The sequence below is a fragment of the Pseudomonas sp. XP1 genome (genome assembly GCF_053557675.1).
Window position 1 is genome coordinate 365,700 of the sequence record NZ_JBNRIJ010000001.1, and the last position, 18,925, is coordinate 384,624.

Below are 18,925 nucleotides of genomic sequence, written 5' to 3' on the forward strand. Positions count from 1 at the left end.
TCAACCTCAGGCCACTGGAATAGCCGGGTCAGCCGCTGCCAGCGCCGCAGCACGTTCGGTCGCCGGCGGATAGATCCACACCGTATTGATCTGCGCCTTCAACGCCTTGGCCTCGGCCTTGTCTTCCGGCGGCGACACCGTGCGCTCCCACCCTTCGGTATACACCGCCCCCCAGGCCCCAAGGTCCAGACAGGTCACGTACTTGGGCTGGCTGTAGGTCTTCGGTGCCACGCCAATCAGCTCGGCTGCCGCATTGTTGCCCGCATGACGCCCCAGCGGAATCGCATGCTGGCAGGACATCACCGCGTAATTGCCAACCTCGTCGCAGGCCGCATAGGCCACATCACCCGCTGCGTACACGGCATCATTGCCTGTCACCTTGAGATTGCCATCGACATGCAAGCGGCCCTGGCGGTCGCGCTCGCCACTGATCTGTTCGGTGAGCGGGTTGGCCTTGAAGCCCACGGTCCAGATCACTGTGCTGGCGTCGATGCGCTGGCCGTTGTCCAGCAGCACGCCGGCAGGGTCGACCGAGGCTACCGTGGCGCCACAGATCCATTCCACGCCCAAGGCCTTGGAGGCCTCCTCGATGGCGGGGCGGATGCCTTCACCCAGGGCCGCGCCAATTCTCACCCCACGGTCGACCACCACCACGCGCAACGCCGCGTCCTCGCCGAGGATTTCTCGCAGACGGGCCGGCAGCTCGGTGGCGGTCTCGATGCCGGTAAAGCCCCCACCGGCCACCACCACGGTATTGCGCGCCGGCGTGTCGGGCAGGTTGGCCAGTGACTTCAGGTGGGTTTCCAGGCGCGCGGCGCTGTCGAGCTTGTCGACATCGAACACATGCTCGATGCCGACCATGTCGGGCCGGTTGAGCACGCTGCCGCAGGCCATGATCAGGCGGTCGTAGGGCAGGGCGCACTGGGTGCCGCTGCGGGTGCGGTAGCTGACGCGGTGGGCCGCTTCATCGATGTGGAAGGCCGTGCCCTGCACGAAGCGGACGTTGACGGCATCGAACAGCTCTTGCAATGGCGCGGCCATGGCATGAACGTCGGGTTCGTAGAACCGTGGGCGCACGTGCAGCTCGGCCTGGGGGGCTAGCAAGGTGATCTCGACATCCTTGCGGCCATGGAGGTCAAGCTGGCGGGCGGCGCTGAGCGCGCTCCACAGGCCGGCAAAGCCCGCGCCAATGATCAGGATCTGCTTCATGGTTGTGCTCCTCTGAAGTTCGGTTAACAAGGTAGGCCCTGTTGCTGGATGCTGGGGAGCGAGCAGGCTTCAGAATGTTGGCGGGGTGATCACCCAGATCACCACGGCATCCACCTCACCGGGGTTGCCATAGCGGTGCGGTTCCTGGCTCGAGAAGCTGAAGCTGTCCCCTTCACCCAGCTGGAAATGCCGCTCGCCTACCCATAGCTCGAAGCTGCCGCTGAGGATGTAGCCGGCCTCTTCACCGTCGTGGCTGTAGCTCTGCTGGCTGTAGCTGCCCGGAGGAAAGCGCGAATGCAGGATCTCGAGCTGGCGGTTGGGCTGGGGCGTGAGCAGTTGATCGACGATACCATCTTCGTAATGCACGCTCAGGCGGCTGTTGCGCCTTACCACATAGCCCTGGTCCTCGGGCGCAGTGGTGGCTTCGCTGGCGAAGAACCACTGGATGGTCACCCCCAGGCTGCGGGCGATGTTGAACAGCGCCGGAATCGATGGATAGGAGAGGTTGCGCTCCAGCTGGCTGATGTAGCCAGCGGTCAGTTCACTGTGCGTGGCAAGCTCCGCCAGGGTCATGCCACGGCGCTTGCGCAGGCCGCGAATGCGGCTGCCGAGAAACTGCGGCGCGGCGCCCCCGGCTGCGCTGGCGGGGGGCTGGGGGAGTTGGCTCATGCATGTCGGTCCATCGTGAAAAGCCGCAGTATGTACAGCCTCAGAGCGCCCAGGCAACCGTCAGGCCATCGTGAATCGCTTCTTCGGCGGTACGCGGCGCCAGGCAGTCGCCAATGCGGTGAACCTCCACCAGGCCGGCCAGCTCCGTGGCCAGGCGGTCTTCCGGTTGATGGCCCAGGCACAGTACCAGGGTATCGATGCCTTCGAAGATCATTGGTTCGCCGCTGGCGGTGTGCTGCAGGTACACCGTGTTGTCGTCGCTGCCATACAGGCGGGCATAAGGTGTGACGGGAATACCCAGGCGATGCAGCTCGCCGGCCAGCTGGTCGCGCACGTACAGCGGCAGGCTTTCGCCGCAATGGGTGCCATTGACGGCCAGCTGAACCTGATGGCCTTCGCGTACCAGGCGTTCGGCGATGCCTGGGCCGATCCAGTCGCAGCGCCAGTCGATCACCAGCACCGAGCGCCCCGGTTTTGCTTCATTGCGCAGTATTTGCCAGGCATCCACCACCTGAAGCTCACCGGTACGCTCGAAGGCGGGCCAGTAGGGGGTGGCACCGGTGGCCGCTATCACCAGGTCGGGGCGTTCTCGTTCGACCAGTGCGCGGTCGACCCGGGTGTTGCGTACCACTTCCACGCCCGCCAGGGCCATTTCCCGCTGCAGGTTGGTGCTGGCGCCACCGAACTCGCTGCGCCGTGGCAGCAACTGGGCCAGCAGCACCTGGCCGCCGAGCTGCGGGCCAGCCTCGTACAGCGTGACCTGATGCCCGCGCGCAGCGGCTACTGCGGCGGCTTTCATGCCGGCGGGCCCGCCACCGGCCACGAGTATGCGCTTGGGGCGGGCGGCGGGGGTCAACTGCCCGTACTGCAACTCGCGGCCGGTTTCCGGCCGCTGGATGCAGGAAATGGGCAGGCCTCGGTGGAAATGGCCGATGCATGCCTGGTTGCAGGCGATACAGGCTCTTACGTCCTCGACCTGGCCATGCTCGGTCTTGTTCGGCATTTGTGGGTCGCAGATCAGCGCGCGGGTCATGCCGCAGACATCGGCCTGGCCACGGGCCAGGATCAGTTCGGCTTCCTGGGGCTGGTTGATACGCCCGGTGACGAACAGCGGGATGCCCAGGTGCTGCTTGAAGGTGCCGGCCTCCTGGGCCAGGTAGGCCGGTTGAATGGCCATGGGCGGCACGATATGCACGGCACCACCCAGCGATGCCGACGTGCCGGCAACGATGTGCAGGTAATCGAGCTGGCCCTGCAAGGCAACCGCTGCAGCCAGCGATTCGTCCTCGCTCAACCCCTGGCTGTCGCGCTCGTCGGCACTGATGCGCAGGCCGATGATGAACTGCTCGTCGGTGGCCGCGCGTACGGCGGCCAGCACTTCGCGCAGGAACCGCAGGCGCTGTTCGAGCTCACCGTTGTAGCCATCCGTGCGCTGGTTCACCCGGGGGTTGAGGAACTGCGCAGGCAGGTAGCCATGGCTGGCCACCACTTCAACGCCATCCAGCCCGGCCTGGTGCAGGCGGCGGGCAGCGCTGGCATAGCCCTGGACGATCTCGTCGATCATCGCCTGGTCCAGCGCACGCGGCATCACCCGGAAGCGTTCATTGGGCACAGCGGACGCCGAGTAGGCCACCGCCAGCAAGCCGTCCGCCGACTCCATGATCTCCCGCCCGGGGTGGAACAGTTGCGACAGTACCACCGTGCCATGTTCATGGCAGGCCTCGGCAAGCTGGCGGTAGCCGTCGATGCAGGCGTCGTCGGTGGCCATAAGCACATGGGAGGTATAGCGGGCGCTGTCATGCACCCCTGCCACTTGCAGCACGATCAGGCCGACGCCACCGGCGGCGCGGGCGCGCTGGTAGGCGATGAGCTTGTCGTTGACCAGGTTGTCGGTGGGCAGGCAGGTGTCGTGGCCGGTGGACATGATGCGGTTCTTCAGGCGTTTGCCGCGTATCTGCAAGGCTTCGAACAGGTGAGGGAAGGCGGTCTGCATACAGGCGGCTCCGGTGCGGTGTTGTTCTTGTTTTTTTATGAAAGTGTAGCGCCAGTAAAAAATCAACTTGTTTTTTTACTGGTCGGCGACTAGGTTTTTCTCACCCTCATGGCGAGGGCGTGACCTCACAACAACAAGAAAACGGGCCCCTCGGGCACCGGCAGGAGGCAACTACGATGCAGGTATTCCCACGTGTAAGCAGCTTTTGCGCAGCGTTGCTGGCCATGGGCTTGGGCAGTGCCCAAGCGGCACCACAGATGGTCGTGGTCGGCTATGGTGGGGCCGGCCAGAAAGCCCAGGACGAGGCGATCTTCAAACCGTTCAGTGCCCAGGATGGCAGCAAGCTGATCCAGAGTGAGTACAACGGCGAAATGGCACGTATCCAGGTCATGGCCGACACCGGCAATGTCGACTGGGACGTGGTGCAGATCGAAGGGCCTGACCTGGTGCGTGGCTGCGACGAGGGCATCTACGAGCAGTTGGACTGGCAGCGCATGGGCCATGCGGATGAACTGATTGCCGACGCCGCACAAGCCTGCGGCTCGGCCGCGCTGGTATGGAGCGTGGCCATTGCCTATGACCGCAGCAAACTGGCCCAGGCGCCTGCATCGTGGGCTGACTTCTGGGACGTGAGCAAGTACCCGGGCAAGCGCGGCCTGCGCAAGCGTGCGGTGTACAACCTGGAGTTCGCCCTGATGGCCGACGGCGTCAAGGTCGAGGATGTGTACCAGGTGCTGGCTACTCCGGCCGGGGTCGAGCGTGCCTTTGCCAAACTCAGCGAACTCAAGCCGCATATCCAGTGGTGGGACGCCGGCGCCCAGCCTGCCCAGTGGCTGGCGGCGGGTGACGTGGTGATGACTTCGACCTACAGCGGGCGCATCGCCGTTGCGGCCCAGCAGGGCAGCCCGCTGGCGGTGGTCTGGCCTGGCAGCCTGTATGGCATGGATTACTGGGCGATCATCAAGGGCTCGCGGCACGTCGACCAGGCCAAGCGGCTGATCGCCTACGCCAACCAGCCGGATACCCAGGTGCGTTATGTGCAGCAGATTCCCTACGGGCCTACCAACACCCAGGCGGCAGCTAAGCTCGACCCGGCGCTGGCCAGTTGGGTACCGACTTCGCCGCAGAACCTGCAGGGGGCGTTGGCGATGAATGTGGAATTCTGGGTGGACCATGGCGAAGAGCTGGAACAGCGCTTCAATGCGTGGGCCAGCAAATAGCGTTCTGCAAAGGAATAACGATGATGATCGCAACGGAACAAAGCCTGCGCCACGAGCTGGCCGCCTGCTATCGGCTGATCGCCCATTTCCGCATGAGCGACCTGATCTTCACCCATATTTCCCTGCGCCTGCCGGGGCCGGAGCACCACTTCCTGATCAACCCGTACGGCCTGCTCTTCGATGAGGTCACGGCCTCCAGCCTGGTGAAGATCGACCTGCAAGGCCGGCCGATCGAACCGACGCCGCACCCGGTCAACCCGGCCGGTTTCGTCATCCACAGCGCCATCCATGCTGCCCGCGAAGATGCCCGTTGCGTGCTGCATACCCACACCCGGGCAGGTTGTGCGGTGGCGGCGCTGGAATGCGGGCTGCTGCCGCTCAACCAGATGTCCATGGAGTTTTACGGCAAGGTGGCGTACCACGCCTATGAAGGGATTGCGCTGGACATGGATGAGCAGCGGCGGCTGGTAGCCGATCTTGGCGACAAGCCGGTGATGATCCTGCGTAACCATGGCCTGCTGACCACCGGGCGCAGCGTGGCCGAAGCATTCCTGCGCATGTACTACCTGGAGAAGGCCTGCGAGATCCAGTTGGCGGCACAGAGTGCCGGGCAGGTGATTCTGCCGTCGCCTCAAGTGTGCGCGCATACCGAGCGGCAGTTCAATGAACCTGGGCGGGGGTTGAAGCAGGGCGAGCTGGCGGATCCGGATGCATTGCAGCTGGCGTGGGCGGCACTGCTGCGGATGCTGGAAAGGGTGGCGCCTGGTTATCGGAACTGACGCGTTCCTGCAACGTCGTGTCGACCTTGCCACGATAACAGTCACTGTTGCGCAGCTCTTGACCGCAACTGTGCTGGTCCCTGCCAAAGGAATAGCCTTATGCTGTAACGAAATATGTCTAGAAAGCCTGAAGAAGGATGTCGCAATGCCGCTCAAGGACCTGCTCATCGCCCTGGTGGTGATTGTCGCCTGGGGAGTCAACTTCGTGGTCATCAAGGTTGGCCTCGATGGCTTGCCGCCGATGTTGCTGGGGGCATTGCGCTTCTTGTTGGTGGCGTTCCCTGCGATTCTGCTGGTGAAGCGGCCCAAGCTGCCGTGGCGCTGGCTGATCGCCTACGGCGCAACCATTTCGTTGGGCCAGTTCGCGTTCCTGTTCCAGGCCATGTACAGCGGCATGCCGCCAGGGCTGGCCTCGCTGATCCTGCAGTCGCAGGCGTTCTTCACCCTCGGCTTTGCCGCGCTGTTCCTCGGCGAGCGGCTGCGCCTGGCCAGCGTGCTGGGGCTGCTGGTGGCTGCCAGCGGCCTGGCGCTTATCGGCAGCGAAGACGGCGGCCATGTACCAGTGCTGGCGCTGGTGCTGACCCTGTGTGCCGGCGCCATGTGGGGCATGGGCAACATCATTACCCGGCGCTTTGGCTCGGTTGACCTGGTGGCGCTGGTGATCTGGGGCGGGTTGATTCCGCCGCTGCCGTTTCTGGCGCTGTCCTGGTGGCTGGAGGGGCCGGAGCGTATTGGCCATGCCCTTGCCAATATCGGCTGGAGTTCGGTATTGGCCCTGGCTTACCTGGCGTTTGTCGCCACCATGCTCGGCTACAGCCTGTGGAGCAAGCTGCTCTCGCGCCACCCGGCCGGCAAGGTGGCGCCGTTCTCGCTGCTGGTGCCTGTGATTGGCCTGAGTTCGTCGGCGTTGTTGCTGGGTGAGCGTTTGACTGCGACCCAGGGGTGGGGCGCATTGCTGGTGATGGCAGGGTTGTTGGTGAACGTGTTCGGTGCCCGCATTGGCCAACGGCTGCGCGCGGTCAGCGCGTAGTTGATCCTTCAGCCACTGCCCGACTGAAAATCGCAAGCCCTGTGGGAGCGGGCGTGCCCGCGAACACGGGCGAAGCCCGTGCCAACCACCGCGGTGCCTGCTTCGTGGGCACGCCCGCTCCCACAATTGACTGTATATCTGCGAGTGGAATTGCCCTCTGTTAGAATCGGCCTCTTTTGCCAGGCCAATGGAGTGCACCCCATGATCATTTCCACCACCAGCCAACTCGAAGGCCGCCCGATTGCCGAATACCTGGGCGTGGTCAGTTCCGAATCGGTGCAGGGCATCAACTTCGTGCGCGATTTCTTTGCACGTTTTCGCGACTTCTTCGGCGGCCGTTCGCAAACGCTGGAAAGCGCACTGCGCGAAGCCCGGGAACAAGCCACCGAGGAATTGAAGGCGCGGGCACGCCAGTTGCAAGCCGATGCGGTAGTGGGGGTGGATTTCGAGATCAGCATGCCGTCGGTACAGGGTGGCATGGTCGTGGTATTTGCTACCGGTACAGCGGTGCGCCTGAAGTAGAGCGTCTGCCGCTGGTCGGGTCCAGGGCTTCGGTCCGGGCGGTCCGCAAATGACCAGCTAGTCTCACTTTCACAGGTCGCGTTTGGTTGAGCAACCGTTCTGGTTGCCGGCGCGTCCGCCACTGGAGGGAGACAGGGCATGAGCGAATCCTTTTTCGAAGACCTGAACGACGCGTTCCCGATCAACAGCCAGGTGCGTTGCGGCCAGGCGGCATTCCGCCTGGGCTTCGCCCACATGACGCTGGATGATTCCGAACAGCTCCAGCCTGCACACCTGCAGCGCAGAAAAAAAGGCCGCTTCATGCCGCGGGTTCCGCTGAAGAAGTGATCCCGCTCCAGGACAACCCCGCCGAATGGCGGGGTTTTTATTGCCATTTCTTGATCCGCCTCATGGCATTGCCGGGTAGCGCTCGCAGGATGGCCAAGGCTGTGGTTTTCTTGCGCGGCATTCCAGCAACGGAGGATTGAATGCTCATGCGAGTCAGGGAAGAGACCTATTGGCAATGGGCTGACGCCCAGCTGCACAGCCGGTGCCACGACGAAGCGCTCAGTGACGGCACCACGCTGGACGTGCAGGTGCGCTTGTCGCGCCTGGGGGCGACTCAGTTGTTCCTGGGGCTGTATGCCGGGGATGGGCGAGCATTGCTGGAGGAGTATTACCCCGCACGGCCAGGCGAGACCATGACCCGCGCCCTGGTATGGGGTGTCGATCGCGCCCGGGCGATGGCAACCGGCGCCTTGCCGCTGCCAGAGCCGCGCAGCCAGCGGCGCCAGGCATGAAAAAGCCCGGCCTATGCGGGCCGGGCTCAGGTAAAGGTGGGAACCCTCAATTGAGCGATTCGATCACCTTGACTGCCTGCTGCTCACGGGCAGCGGGCCATTCTTGTTGCAGGGTCTGCAGGACGCGGCCAACGAACTCGGTGTCGGCGGCGGCCTTCTTGCCGACGTAGCCCTGGCCACGGCGGTAGACCTTGAAGCGGGCACGCATGCTGGGCAGGTGCTCTTCGAATTCATCTTCGACGGTGTTCGGTGGCAGGCGATCGAGGCGCACTTCACCGGTCTGGCTGACCCACAGCAGATGGTCGTCAAGGCTGTCCTTGCGTACGGCGAACAGCTGGGCCAATTGGTCGATAGTCGGATTGTTGTTCAAGTTCATCATAAAGCCCCCATTACCCATTCGTAGGTGATTTTTCACAGTTGGCGCTACCACGGTGTAGCGCACTACCAAGGCTGCTACAGCAGCATCGCAACAGGGGCTTTCTCACGCTGCCTTTTGGACAGTTTCCCTCTCCACGGACGGCCTGCGTTACCGCGCAGGCCGTCTGGAACACCCTTGCCACCGCTCCCGATCGGGGAGACGGCTTCATCATGCCCAAGGGCGATGAACGGCGTCAACCATTTTGTAGTGAATATTTTTATTCACTACATCGTGTCGTTTTGTTCGACAATCGCTGCCCTCACTACAGCCCGGACAGAATGTCGAAGGCCGCGCGCACCCGGGCTTCGTTCGGGTAATTTCGATTGGCCAGCAACACTACGGCCAGCTGTTCGGCGGGCACGAACGCAGCGTAGGCGCCGAAACCATTGGTCGAGCCGGTCTTGTTGTACCAGGCTGCCGGCAGCGGCGGCAGCGCTGGTTGCAAACGCGTGGTTGCCTGCGGTTCACGGACAAGCTGCGGGCCGTTGCCGTCTACCAGGGTGGCCAACGTGACCGGGTAGGGATAGCGCTCCCAGCCCAGGCCCTGGGTCATGGTGCCAACCTGGAAGTAGCCCCGCTGGGTAATGGCAGTGGCTTGCGCCAGCGCCGGTGGCAACCCCACCGGCTGCATGTGCAGGCGCACATAGCGCAGCAGGTCGCTGGCGCTGGTCTTTATGCCGTAGGCTTCGTCGGCGTAAGGGCCGGGGCCGACCCGCACTGGCTTGTCGGCACTGTCGTAGCCTTGGGCATACAACCCCTGGGCGCTGGCCGGTACCTGCAGATAAGTGTTTTCCAGGCCCATCTGTTTCAGCAGCCCTTCGCTCATCAATGTGGAAAACGGCTGATGCTGCGCGCGGGCGGCCAAGTCACCGAACAGGCCCAGGCTGGGGTTCGAGTAGCAGCGCTGGGTGCCAGGTTTGGAGCGGGGTTGCCAGTGACGGAAGAAATCGATCACCTGCTGCGGCGTCTGCACCGCATCCGGGAACTGCAATGGCAGGCAGTCGGCACTGTAGGCGCCCAGCTCCAGCACGCTTGCGTCGCCGATGGGGGCACCGGCAAGGGCCGGGTGATAGTGCTTGGCCGGGGCATCAAGGTTCAGCTTGTCTTCAGCACTGGCCAGTGCGGCCAACGTGGCGGTGTAGGTCTTGCTCAGCGAACCGATCTCGAACAGCGTGTCGCGGCTGACCGGCACATTGTCGGCCTTGCTGGCCACGCCATAGCTGAAGTAGTGCGCATGGTCGCGAGCATAGATGGCCACGGCCATGCCGGTGATGCCTTGCTCCTGCATCAGCGGGCGGATGATCTGGTCGACCTTGGCCTGCAACTGGTCGTCGGCCTGGGCGGCACTGTGGCCCAGGGTGAGAGTGATGGCGGCTGCAAGTGCAGCCAGGCGGGAGAGGGGCATGAGCGGGTCCTGTGCTGGAGCGTGTCCGTTGAGCGACACCGGTGGGGGTTCCGGCGTTAGCGGCGAAAAACCGAAGACCTTATCGTCTGCCCTTGCACAATGACAAGACGGAAACTGTGATGAAGTATTTGCGCATGTTATTCGACAATTTCACCCTGGCCTTGCTCGGGGTGGTACTGATTGCCACCGTACTGCCTTGCTCGGGCGACGGCGCGGTGTACTTTGGCTGGCTGACCAACCTGGCCATCGGCCTGCTGTTTTTCCTGCACGGCGCCAAGCTGTCGCGCGAGGCGATCATCGCCGGTGCCGGGCACTGGCGCCTGCACTTGCTGGTGTTCTCCTGCACCTTCGTGCTGTTTCCGCTGCTGGGCCTGGCGTTCAAGCCACTGTTCGTGCCACTGGTGGGCAACGAGCTGTACCTGGGCGTGCTCTACCTGTGTGCCTTGCCGGCCACCGTGCAGTCGGCCATCGCCTTCACCTCGCTGGCGCGTGGCAACGTGCCGGCGGCCATTTGCAGCGCGGCGGCATCCAGCCTGTTGGGCATCTTCCTCACGCCGTTGCTGGTGATGATGTTGCTGGGAGCCAGCGGCGATACCGGTTCCGGCCTGGATGCGGTGCTGAAGATCACCCTGCAGTTGCTGGTGCCGTTCGTGGCCGGACAGTTTGCCAGGCGTTGGATCGGTGCCTGGGTCAAGCGCAATGCGCGCTGGCTCAAGGTGGTGGACCAGGGCTCGATCCTGTTGGTGGTCTACACCGCTTTCAGCGAGGCGGTGGTGACCGGGCTGTGGCACACGGTATCGCCGCAGCACCTGGCCGGCTTGTTTGCCGTGTGCGGGATTTTGCTGGCGGTGGTGCTGTACGGTACCCGGTTGCTGGGCAAGCTGTTGGGCTTTGACCTGGAGGACCGCATTACCATCCTGTTCGCCGGTTCGAAGAAGAGCCTGGCTACCGGCGTGCCAATGGCGCAGGTGCTGTTCGTCGGCAGTGGCATAGGCGCGATGATCCTGCCGCTGATGCTGTTCCACCAGATCCAGCTGATGGTCTGTGCGGTGCTGGCGCAGCGTTATGCCAGCCGTGGGCAGGTGGCTGAGGAGGCTTCGGCATCCTGACAGGGCCCTATCGCCGGCAAGCCAGCTCCTACCTCGACCGCATCGATCTCAAGTCATGTGCTATCCCTGTGGGAGCTGGCTTGCCGGCGATGAGCTGCGAAGCAGCCCCTGGCTTATCTGGCCTGTCCTGAAGTGCGCTCGCGCAGCGCCTTGCTTACCTCGCCCTCGATCTTGTAGGCCGGCGCTTCCAGGTCGTCGTAGTTGCGCGTATAGCGCCGGGCGAACTCTTCCACACCCAGCTGCTGATACTGCTGCACATGCTTGAGCTCGTGCGCCCACAACGCGACGTTGTCCTCGGCATCGGCGGGGCGGCGGAAGATGATCGTGTCGATAAGCGTCACGGCGTTCACGTCGGGGTTCTGCAGCAGCGCATTGGCTGCGCTCATCTGCTGTTCGTCACCTACCCGGAAGCGCGCCGCGTCGAGCACGGCAAAGTCGTACCAGGGTTCGAGTTGCGCACGGATATGCAACGGGATCGGCTCGACGCCGGCGGCGGTGGCTTCGTCGCGAGCCTGTTGCAGGGCGTAGGTCAGGCTGGACGAAGCCAACACTTCCACATCCTTGAAAATCTGCCCGGCCTGCCCAGGGTCGATGGGTGCACAGAAACATCCCATCAGGCACACCTGGTACTGCCCTGGCGGGCAGGCCTGTTCGGCAAGCGCGGGCAGGCTCAACAGTAGCCCCAGCAGTAGGCTAATCCGCTTCATGCAGGGCCTTCTCGACAAAGTGGCGGCTGGCGTCCAGTACCTGCGATTGCACGCTTTCCGTGGCCAGCATGCGCCCGACCAGCAAGGCGCCGACGCATTGGCTGATCAGCACCCAGGCCAACTCGTCGTCCTCCAGGGTCGCGCTCCAGGCCTGGTGCAGTTCCACCAGCCAATGCTCGGCCACGGCGCGCACCGGTGTTCCGGCCCGGGCGATCTCCACCCCCAATGGCGGCAGCGGGCAGCCACCTTCGGCATTGTGCAGGTGAGCCAGGCTCAGGTACTGCTGCAGGCAACGGCCCAGGCGTTCGCGGCTGGCCTCCTGGTTGGCCAGGCGCGCCAGCGGGCTGTTGCACAGTTCCTGCCGCACCACCTCGGTGAACAGGTCGTCCTTGGACGGGAAGTGGTTGTAGAAGGCGCCGCCGGTCAGGCCGATCGCCTTCATCAGCCCGGCCACGCCGGTGCTGGAAAAGCCCCCGCGTTTGGCCAGCGCGCCGCTGCTGGCCAGCAGCCGCTCGCGGGTTTGCTGCTTGTGTTCATTGGTGTAGCGCATTCAATTGCCTCTGCAGGCGGGCTTGACGGTGGCGGCGATCATAACATAGCGTTCGTTTACTAAACGATCATTCACTAATGGAGGCAGGCATGGCAGAACAACAAAATGTGGTGCTCGTGATTGGCGCGGGGGATGCTACCGGCGGCGAGATCGCCAAGCGCTTTGCGCGCGAGGGCTACATTGCCTGTGTTACCCGGCGCCAGGCGGACAAGTTGCAGCCGCTGCTGGACGAAATCCGCGCTGCGGGCGGCCAGGCACACGGTTTTGGCTCCGATGCGCGCAAGGAGGAGGAGGTGGCGGCGCTGGTCGAAACCATCGAGCGTGATATCGGCCCGATCGAAGCGTTTGTTTTCAATATCGGTGCCAATGTGCCCTGTAGCATTCTCGAGGAGACCCCGCGCAAATACTTCAAGGTCTGGGAGATGGCCTGTTTTGCCGGTTTCCTCACCGCCCAGGCGGTAGCCCGGCGCATGGTGCAACGCGAGCGTGGCACCATCCTGTTTACCGGCGCCACTGCTGGCACCCGTGGCGCGGCGGGCTTCGCGGCATTCGCCGGGGCCAAGCATGCCTTGCGCGCCCTGGCCCAGAGCATGGCGCGCGAACTGGGGCCGCGGAACATCCATGTCGCCCACGTGGTGGTTGACGGGGCCATTGACACCGCCTTCATCCGTGACACTTTCCCCGAGCGCTATGCCCTCAAGGACCAGGATGGCATCCTTGACCCGGCCCATATCGCCGACAGCTACTGGTTCCTGCATGCGCAACCACGCGACGCCTGGACCTTCGAGTTGGACCTGCGCCCCTGGATGGAACGCTGGTAAGCCCCTTTCACAGAGCAAGGACCGTAACCATGCGCAACACTGTCGATTTCTTCTTTGACCTGGGCAGCCCGGCCAGCTATCTGGCCTGGACCCAACTGCCCGACCTGTGTGCCCGCCAGGGCGCCACACTGCGCTACCGGCCGATGCTGCTGGGCGGGGTTTTCCAGGCCACCGGCAACGCCTCGCCGGTGATGATCCCGGCCAAGGGCCGTTACATGTTCACCGACCTGGCGCGCTTCGCTGCGCGCTATGGGGTACCGTTGGAGTGGCCGCCGGGGTTCCCGATCAATACCTTGACCCTGATGCGCGGGGCAGTGGGCACCCAGTTGCGTTCGCCGGAGCGGTTCGAGGCGTTGCTGGCGGTGCTGTTCAATGGGCTGTTTGCGCAGCGCCGCAACCTGGGCGATAGCGCCATCCTTGACGACACGCTCAGGCAGGGCGGCTTCGACCCGCAGACGTTTCGCGCGCTGGCGGCTGATGACGAGGTGAAGGCCGCGCTCAGGCTCGCGACCGAAGAGGCAGTGGAGCGCGGGGTGTTCGGCGCGCCGACCTGTTTTGTCGGTGATGAGATGTTCTTCGGGCAGGACCGCCTGGACTTTGTCGAAGAGGCGTTGCGTCAGGGTGTCGACAGCCTTGCCTGAAGGCGCCGCTCCCACAGGGTTGGCGCGTTCCCTGTGGGAGCGGCTTTAGCCGCGAACACCGGCAAAGCCGGTGCCATCCCCTTGCATAAAGCAGTCAGAAGTTCGCCGGGGTGTTGGCGCTGATGATCTCGGCCTCGTCCGGGCCGATGTTCTTGAAGCTGTGCGGCAAGGTAGTGGGGATGTAGTACCCGTCGCCCGAGTTGAGCACACTCACCTGGCCATCGACCCACAACTCGACGGTGCCGCGGGTGACCAGGCCGCACTCTTCACCCTCGGCATGCACGATCGGTTCGCCCGAATCGGCGCCCGGTGCATACAGTTCACGCAGCATGCGCATTTGTCGGCCTTCGACGCTGGCGCCGACCAGCAGCATGCGCAGGCCGTTGCGGCCCAGGTCTGGCTGCTCGCTGCCACGGAACACGTAGCGCTCTTCGCGCACCGGCTCGTCGAAACTGAAGAACTCCGCCAGACTCATCGGAATGCCTTCGAGCAGTTTTTTTAGGGAACTGACCGAAGGGCTGACGCGATTCTGCTCGATCTGCGAGATCGTCGAATTGGTCAGCCCGCTGCGGCGGGCCAATTCCCGTTGGGAGAGGTTGTTGCGTTCACGCACCAGTTTGAGTCGCGTCCCCGTGTCCATAGCCGCCTTGTAATCAGAGGTGTCAATAATAATGAGCGATGCGCATTAAAACACACTCTGCGCGCTTGCGCGCTGTGCTTGTCAGGCCCGCTGATCGCGGGGCATCGGCCATAACCCGACCAGCAGTAGCAGCGCCGCCACCGCCAGGAATGGCAAGCGTGGATCGGCCGCATAAACCAGGGTGCCGGCCAGCGGCCCGATCACCGCGCCCATGCCCTGGGCAGCACCGATGGAGCCGGCCGTGGCACCTTGCTCGGAGGCATGCATGGCATTGGCCGCCAGCGCTGAAAATGCCGGGAAGACAAAGCCCATGCCCGCTGCCGCGACAAAGTAGCAAGCCCACAGCCAGGGCGCCGTGGTGGCCAGCGAGCCGCAGGCAAAGCCCAGGGCTGAAACCGTGGCGCCGACCCGGATCATCTTCAACGGCGGCCATTCCAGCTGACGCAGCAGCACCTGTGCCAGGATCAGCGCCACGCCCACCGTGGTCAGGGCGATGCCGGCGGCCTGGGCAGCCTCGGCAGGGCCCAGGTGCAGGCGGTCGAGGGCGAAGAAACCGACGATGATCTGCGATACCGTGACACTGAGCATGGCGCTGAACGCCACCAGCAAAGGCCGGCGCAGGCGGGGGTCGTTCAGCCGCACCGGGCTGGGGGCATGGCTGTGCGGCAGCGCCTGCGGCTTGAGTGTGAACAGAAGGACCAGAAAGGCACTGGCCGGCAGCAGCGACATGATATGGAACGGCAGGCTCAGGCTATGCCGCGCGAGCAGCGCCGCCAGTGCCGGCCCCACCACCAGGCCGACGGCGTTGGCCGCCCCCAGCGAGGCCATGGCCCGGGCCCGGCGTTGCGGTTCGACATGGTCGGCGATCAGCGCATTGCAGCCCACCGGGATGGCAGCATAGAAGGCGCCGATACAGCCGCGCGCGACCATCAGGCCGATGAAGGCCAAAGTCGCCCCCGGCAGCCAGCGCAGTGCACCTTCTACGAACAGGCACAGCAGCCAGTAGGCCAGGGTGAAACCGGCGCTACCCAGCAGCAGGATGCGCCGACGGCCCAGGCGGTCTGCGGCGCGCCCCCAGGGCCGGGCCAGCAGCACCCAGACCACGCCCGCCACGGTCACGGCGGCACCGGCTTGCCAGGTGGCCATGCCGAGCTGGCGGGCGATCGGGCCGATCAGGGCGACGAAGGCCATCATCGACATGGTACAGGCCATGTTGGCCAGCAGCAGGGGGCGCAGGTCCAGGGTTCTGACGGGTGCGAGTGTGGCAGGATCCTTTGCGACGTTCATAGGGCAGTCCAGGGCGGCACGGCAAATAAAAGCCGATCTTGTTGGGAATTATTATCGATTGTCGAGCGCCCCCTGGGTTGCCGAGCGTCATTCGCCGCGGCGCAGTGGGCCAGGCCACATGCTACGCAACACGCCATCGCGGCGCACCCATGCATGCATCAAGGCCGCACCCACATGCACCAGCACCGTGGCGAACAATAGGTAGCCAGCCCAGCCATGGGCCTGACGCAGCACGGCGTACAACTGCAAGTCATGCGGGGCAATCGCCGGCAAGCCCAGCGGGCGCGGGTAGCCACCGGCCGACAGCATGGCCCAACCCAGCAGCGGCATGGCCAGCATCAGACCATAGAGCAGCAGGTGCGACGCCCCGGCGGCCCAGCGTTGCAGTGCAGGCAGGTCGCGTGGCAGGGCTGGGTGGGGCAGGGCCAGGCGTACGCCGATGCGCAGCAGTACCAGCACAAGCAGGGCCAGGCCGGTGGCCTTGTGCAACCCGATCAGCACGGGGTGGCGCGGCGAAAGGTCGGCGACCATGCTCACACCGATGAACAACATGGCCAGGATCAGTACGGCCATCAGCCAGTGCAACAGGCGGGCGAAGGGGTGGAAGGCGTCGGTTTTCATGGGTGGGCTCCGGTGCCGAGCGATTCGCGGCTGCGGCGGTTGAAGGATTCCGAGTAGGCGGCCGAACGGGCGGCGAGAATCGGGTCGGCGGAAGCCTGGATGCCCCGGGGCAGGATCAGCGGGTCGAAGTTGAGGTCGCGGCAGGCACCTTGCTCGGGGCCGTCGACCTGCTCCAGTACCAGCGTGCCGGCGTCTACGCTGCGCCGTTCGGCAGGCCAGGGGCTGGCAGGGTCGTCCACCGCGTCCCCAGGTTCCGCCAGCACCAGGCGCAGGGTCCAGCGCAACGGGCCTTGGGCCAGCCGTTGCTGCAGGTCATGCTGCAGGAACTGTTTGTCATCGACTTGGGCAGGCAGGGCGGCAAACGCCGTTTGCGGCTCCAGTTGCCAACGCACGGGGTGGGCTGCGCCGCTTGCGTCGATCAGACGGAACGCGTTGATGCTGTGGTACTGGGTGCTGGCAAAGCTGTTGCTTGGTTTGTAGCCCGCCGCCCATTGGCGAAACGCCGCGCTTTCCGGGTGGGCGGCGAAGAACGCCTGCAGTCTGCCCGGGTCTGGTTTGCCGGTGGCAGGGTCCGGCGCCCCCGCCAACACCTGTTCATAGAAGGCTTGTGGCGTACTTACAGCCAGTACCGGCGGGTTGTTCATGCCGGTACGCCAGACCTGCCCGTCGTCGGTGCTCAGCTCGATGGCCAGGCTGCGCACCGGTATGCCGGTGTCCGGCGCGAACGGGTTGGCGCCGCCAATGGCGAAGCGGCCGATCACTGGCACCCGCGGCTGGCTGAACGCCCGCGCCGTGGACAGGCTGGCGGCCTGCCCGCTGGGCTGGAAGTAGCCGCTGACGCACAGGCCCTTGGCGTGGTTTTTCCGGTAACCCGGGTAATGCCCGGCCTGGGCTTCGAAGGTGTCGATGATGCGCTGTGGGGTCAGGCGGGTTTCGCCAAACCAGCCGGCAGCATAGGCAAAGGCGGCGCCCGCGCCCAGCATCACGGCGCCGATGGCGGCCAGGCGCAGGGCCTTGGCCGGGCCGTGCAGGGGTGAGTTCATGGTCATTGTCCGGTTAGGTGAAGGTGCCGGTACGACGGTGCAGGGAAAAACTTATTCCCTTGCCGGGAATAGATTTTCCTCACAGGCGTCTGCCTCTTACACTGACAGCCCCAGAGGCCGGGACTTTGCCATGCATGATCTGGATGACCACCAGTGGCGCGAGCTGCTGGCCCGCCTGCGCCGCTTTGCCGTATGGCTGACCCGCGAGCCGGGTAGCGCCGATGACCTGGTGCAGGCCACGGTCGAGCGGGCCTTGAGCCGGCGCGACCAGCAACGCGACGCCGATGCTCTGCGGGCCTGGCTGTTCACCATCCTTTATCGGCTGTTCCTCGACGGCAAGCGCCGCGAGCGCCTGCATGCGCGCTGGCTGTCCTGGTTCGGCCGCGGCGAGCGCGACGACGAGCCGGTTGGCGACAACCTCGAGGCCATTGTCCTGGCCCAGGCCGACCTGCAGGCTTTCGCCCGGCTCACGGCAGAACAGCGTGCGTTGCTGCTGCTGGTCAGCATCGAAGGTTTGAGCTACAAGGAGGCCGCCCAGGCCCTGGGTATCCCTATCGGCACTGTGATGTCGCGCCTGTCGCGCGCCCGCAATGCCTTGCGCGAACTGACCGAGGGCAGCCCCCAGCCCCCGGCCTTGCGGAGACTGAAATGACGCGCCTGATCCCCAGTGAAGACGAACTGCACGCTTACGTCGACGAGCGCCTGGAGCCTGTGCGCCGGGCCGAGGTGCAGGCCTGGCTGGCGGCCAATCCGCAGGCTGCGGCCAAGGTCGAGGGCTGGCGTGCCGACGCCCGGCGCCTGCGTGCGGCGTTGGCCGGGTTTGGCGAAATGCCCGGGGCTGCGCAGCTGGACCTGGGGCAGTTGCGCCGGCAATTGCGCCAACGCCGCCAGCGCCGCTGGGCCACGGCGGCGGTATTGTTGTTGGCGTTGGGCGTGGGTGGCCTGGGTGGTTGGCAGGTGCGCGATGCCACCCTGGCGCGTGCCGACCTGCCGATGGCCGATGCGGTTCAGGCGCACCGCCTGTTTGCCGGCAGCGAGGCACTGGATATTCAGGCCAGCGACCCGGGCCAGTTGCGCGACTGGCTGGGGCGCCACTTCAAAAGCGTGGGCCAGTTGCCGGACCTGGCCGGCTACGGTTTCAAACCGGTGGGTGCGCGCCTGCTCAGCAATGAGCGAGGGCCGGCGGCATTGCTGGTGTTCGAGGATGGCAAGGGCCAGCGCATCAGCCTGTTCCTGCGGTCACCGGGCGATCAGTACCGGCGCATGCCGGACGGGCAGCGGGTGGATGGCCAGCTGGAGGCGCGTTATTGGTCGCATGGGGCCTACAACTTTGCTCTGGTCAGCGCGGCGGACGATGTGCGCCGGGCGGGGGTGGGGGAGGCGTTGCGGTTGGGGTTGTGACAGATGCGCGGTCACGATAAGGCCGCATGGCAGCCCCATCGCAACACAAAGCCGTTCCTGCAGGTACTGTGCGTTCAGCTG

Annotated in this window: 22 protein-coding genes; 11 read left to right on the forward strand and 11 right to left on the reverse strand. The window is 64.8% G+C overall.

Annotated features, from left to right (window positions below; genetic code table 11):
* Positions 1–6: 6 nt before the first annotated feature.
* The 3 genes from ACK1U9_RS01675 to ACK1U9_RS01685 form a co-directional block, all read right to left on the reverse strand.
* On the reverse strand, positions 7–1,209 hold the full coding sequence (locus ACK1U9_RS01675) for an NAD(P)/FAD-dependent oxidoreductase (protein WP_108481639.1): 1,203 nt from the start codon (positions 1,207–1,209) through the stop codon (positions 7–9).
* Between the two features lie 69 nt (positions 1,210–1,278).
* Positions 1,279–1,878 carry a helix-turn-helix domain-containing protein gene (locus tag ACK1U9_RS01680; protein WP_085598573.1) on the reverse strand — a complete coding sequence of 200 codons (600 nt, stop codon included), beginning with the start codon at positions 1,876–1,878 and terminating at the stop codon, positions 1,279–1,281.
* 40 nt (positions 1,879–1,918) lie between these two features.
* A complete protein-coding gene (locus ACK1U9_RS01685; protein WP_108481638.1) occupies positions 1,919–3,871 on the reverse strand; it encodes an oxidoreductase in 1,953 nt (650 codons plus the stop codon).
* Positions 3,872–4,047: 176 nt separating this feature from the next.
* On the opposite strand from ACK1U9_RS01685, the gene ACK1U9_RS01690 reads away from it, so the two are divergent.
* From ACK1U9_RS01690 to ACK1U9_RS01715, 6 genes are all read left to right on the forward strand, one after another.
* Positions 4,048–5,091 carry an ABC transporter substrate-binding protein gene (locus ACK1U9_RS01690; protein ID WP_135001284.1) on the forward strand — a complete coding sequence of 348 codons (1,044 nt, stop codon included), beginning with the start codon at positions 4,048–4,050 and terminating at the stop codon, positions 5,089–5,091.
* Positions 5,092–5,114: 23 nt separating this feature from the next.
* Positions 5,115–5,870, forward strand: coding sequence for a class II aldolase/adducin family protein (locus tag ACK1U9_RS01695; protein ID WP_046616621.1), 756 nt, complete (start codon positions 5,115–5,117; stop codon positions 5,868–5,870).
* A gap of 145 nt (positions 5,871–6,015) precedes the next feature.
* The gene (locus tag ACK1U9_RS01700; RefSeq protein ID WP_085598579.1) at positions 6,016–6,900 is read left to right on the forward strand and encodes an EamA family transporter; all 885 of its coding nucleotides are present in this window, start codon (positions 6,016–6,018) and stop codon (positions 6,898–6,900) included.
* A gap of 201 nt (positions 6,901–7,101) precedes the next feature.
* Positions 7,102–7,422, forward strand: coding sequence for a YbjQ family protein (locus tag ACK1U9_RS01705; protein ID WP_003258990.1), 321 nt, complete (start codon positions 7,102–7,104; stop codon positions 7,420–7,422).
* Positions 7,423–7,560: 138 nt separating this feature from the next.
* Positions 7,561–7,749 carry a hypothetical protein gene (locus ACK1U9_RS01710; RefSeq protein WP_085598581.1) on the forward strand — a complete coding sequence of 63 codons (189 nt, stop codon included), beginning with the start codon at positions 7,561–7,563 and terminating at the stop codon, positions 7,747–7,749.
* 140 nt (positions 7,750–7,889) lie between these two features.
* The gene (locus ACK1U9_RS01715) at positions 7,890–8,201 is read left to right on the forward strand and encodes a hypothetical protein (protein ID WP_023663278.1); all 312 of its coding nucleotides are present in this window, start codon (positions 7,890–7,892) and stop codon (positions 8,199–8,201) included.
* A 46-nt stretch (positions 8,202–8,247) separates the two neighbouring features.
* Here the strand turns inward: ACK1U9_RS01715 and ACK1U9_RS01720 are convergent, their stop codons facing one another.
* Both ACK1U9_RS01720 and ampC read right to left on the reverse strand, forming a co-directional pair.
* Positions 8,248–8,580, reverse strand: a complete 333-nt coding sequence (locus ACK1U9_RS01720) for a hypothetical protein (RefSeq protein WP_108481636.1) — start codon at positions 8,578–8,580, stop codon at positions 8,248–8,250.
* Between the two features lie 301 nt (positions 8,581–8,881).
* Positions 8,882–10,024, reverse strand: coding sequence for a class C beta-lactamase (ampC, locus tag ACK1U9_RS01725; protein WP_449109631.1), 1,143 nt, complete (start codon positions 10,022–10,024; stop codon positions 8,882–8,884).
* Between the two features lie 119 nt (positions 10,025–10,143).
* Between ampC and ACK1U9_RS01730 the strand changes: the two genes are divergently transcribed.
* Positions 10,144–11,133, forward strand: a complete 990-nt coding sequence (locus ACK1U9_RS01730) for a bile acid:sodium symporter family protein (RefSeq protein WP_046616608.1) — start codon at positions 10,144–10,146, stop codon at positions 11,131–11,133.
* A gap of 113 nt (positions 11,134–11,246) precedes the next feature.
* Here the strand turns inward: ACK1U9_RS01730 and ACK1U9_RS01735 are convergent, their stop codons facing one another.
* Both ACK1U9_RS01735 and ACK1U9_RS01740 read right to left on the reverse strand, forming a co-directional pair.
* Positions 11,247–11,840, reverse strand: a complete 594-nt coding sequence (locus ACK1U9_RS01735) for an eCIS core domain-containing protein (RefSeq protein WP_108481633.1) — start codon at positions 11,838–11,840, stop codon at positions 11,247–11,249.
* The gene (locus ACK1U9_RS01740) at positions 11,827–12,390 is read right to left on the reverse strand and encodes a TetR/AcrR family transcriptional regulator (protein ID WP_449109632.1); all 564 of its coding nucleotides are present in this window, start codon (positions 12,388–12,390) and stop codon (positions 11,827–11,829) included. The genes ACK1U9_RS01735 and ACK1U9_RS01740 overlap by 14 nt, the downstream gene beginning before the upstream one ends.
* An 89-nt stretch (positions 12,391–12,479) precedes the next feature.
* On the opposite strand from ACK1U9_RS01740, the gene ACK1U9_RS01745 reads away from it, so the two are divergent.
* Both ACK1U9_RS01745 and ACK1U9_RS01750 read left to right on the forward strand, forming a co-directional pair.
* Positions 12,480–13,211: an SDR family oxidoreductase gene (locus ACK1U9_RS01745; RefSeq protein ID WP_449109633.1), complete on the forward strand. Its 732-nt coding sequence runs from the start codon at positions 12,480–12,482 to the stop codon at positions 13,209–13,211.
* Positions 13,212–13,240: 29 nt separating this feature from the next.
* Positions 13,241–13,852, forward strand: coding sequence for a 2-hydroxychromene-2-carboxylate isomerase (locus tag ACK1U9_RS01750; RefSeq protein ID WP_046616604.1), 612 nt, complete (start codon positions 13,241–13,243; stop codon positions 13,850–13,852).
* Between the two features lie 94 nt (positions 13,853–13,946).
* Here the strand turns inward: ACK1U9_RS01750 and ACK1U9_RS01755 are convergent, their stop codons facing one another.
* From ACK1U9_RS01755 to ACK1U9_RS01770, 4 genes are all read right to left on the reverse strand, one after another.
* Positions 13,947–14,492 carry a cupin domain-containing protein gene (locus ACK1U9_RS01755; protein ID WP_046616603.1) on the reverse strand — a complete coding sequence of 182 codons (546 nt, stop codon included), beginning with the start codon at positions 14,490–14,492 and terminating at the stop codon, positions 13,947–13,949.
* A gap of 81 nt (positions 14,493–14,573) precedes the next feature.
* The gene (locus tag ACK1U9_RS01760) at positions 14,574–15,779 is read right to left on the reverse strand and encodes an MFS transporter (RefSeq protein WP_284386373.1); all 1,206 of its coding nucleotides are present in this window, start codon (positions 15,777–15,779) and stop codon (positions 14,574–14,576) included.
* An 87-nt stretch (positions 15,780–15,866) separates the two neighbouring features.
* The gene (locus ACK1U9_RS01765; RefSeq protein WP_046616601.1) at positions 15,867–16,400 is read right to left on the reverse strand and encodes a cytochrome b; all 534 of its coding nucleotides are present in this window, start codon (positions 16,398–16,400) and stop codon (positions 15,867–15,869) included.
* Positions 16,397–17,449, reverse strand: a complete 1,053-nt coding sequence (locus tag ACK1U9_RS01770; protein WP_046616600.1) for a catalase family peroxidase — start codon at positions 17,447–17,449, stop codon at positions 16,397–16,399. Before ACK1U9_RS01770 ends, ACK1U9_RS01765 begins: the two co-directional genes overlap by 4 nt.
* 124 nt (positions 17,450–17,573) lie before the next feature.
* Here ACK1U9_RS01770 and ACK1U9_RS01775 point away from each other — a divergent pair, with 124 nt between their 5' ends.
* Both ACK1U9_RS01775 and ACK1U9_RS01780 read left to right on the forward strand, forming a co-directional pair.
* Positions 17,574–18,095, forward strand: a complete 522-nt coding sequence (locus ACK1U9_RS01775; protein ID WP_046616598.1) for a sigma-70 family RNA polymerase sigma factor — start codon at positions 17,574–17,576, stop codon at positions 18,093–18,095.
* Positions 18,092–18,844 (forward strand): anti-sigma factor family protein, encoded by a 753-nt coding sequence (locus ACK1U9_RS01780; RefSeq protein ID WP_108481330.1) that lies wholly within the window; start codon positions 18,092–18,094, stop codon positions 18,842–18,844. The genes ACK1U9_RS01775 and ACK1U9_RS01780 overlap by 4 nt, the downstream gene beginning before the upstream one ends.
* The last annotated feature ends 81 nt before the right edge of the window (positions 18,845–18,925 follow it).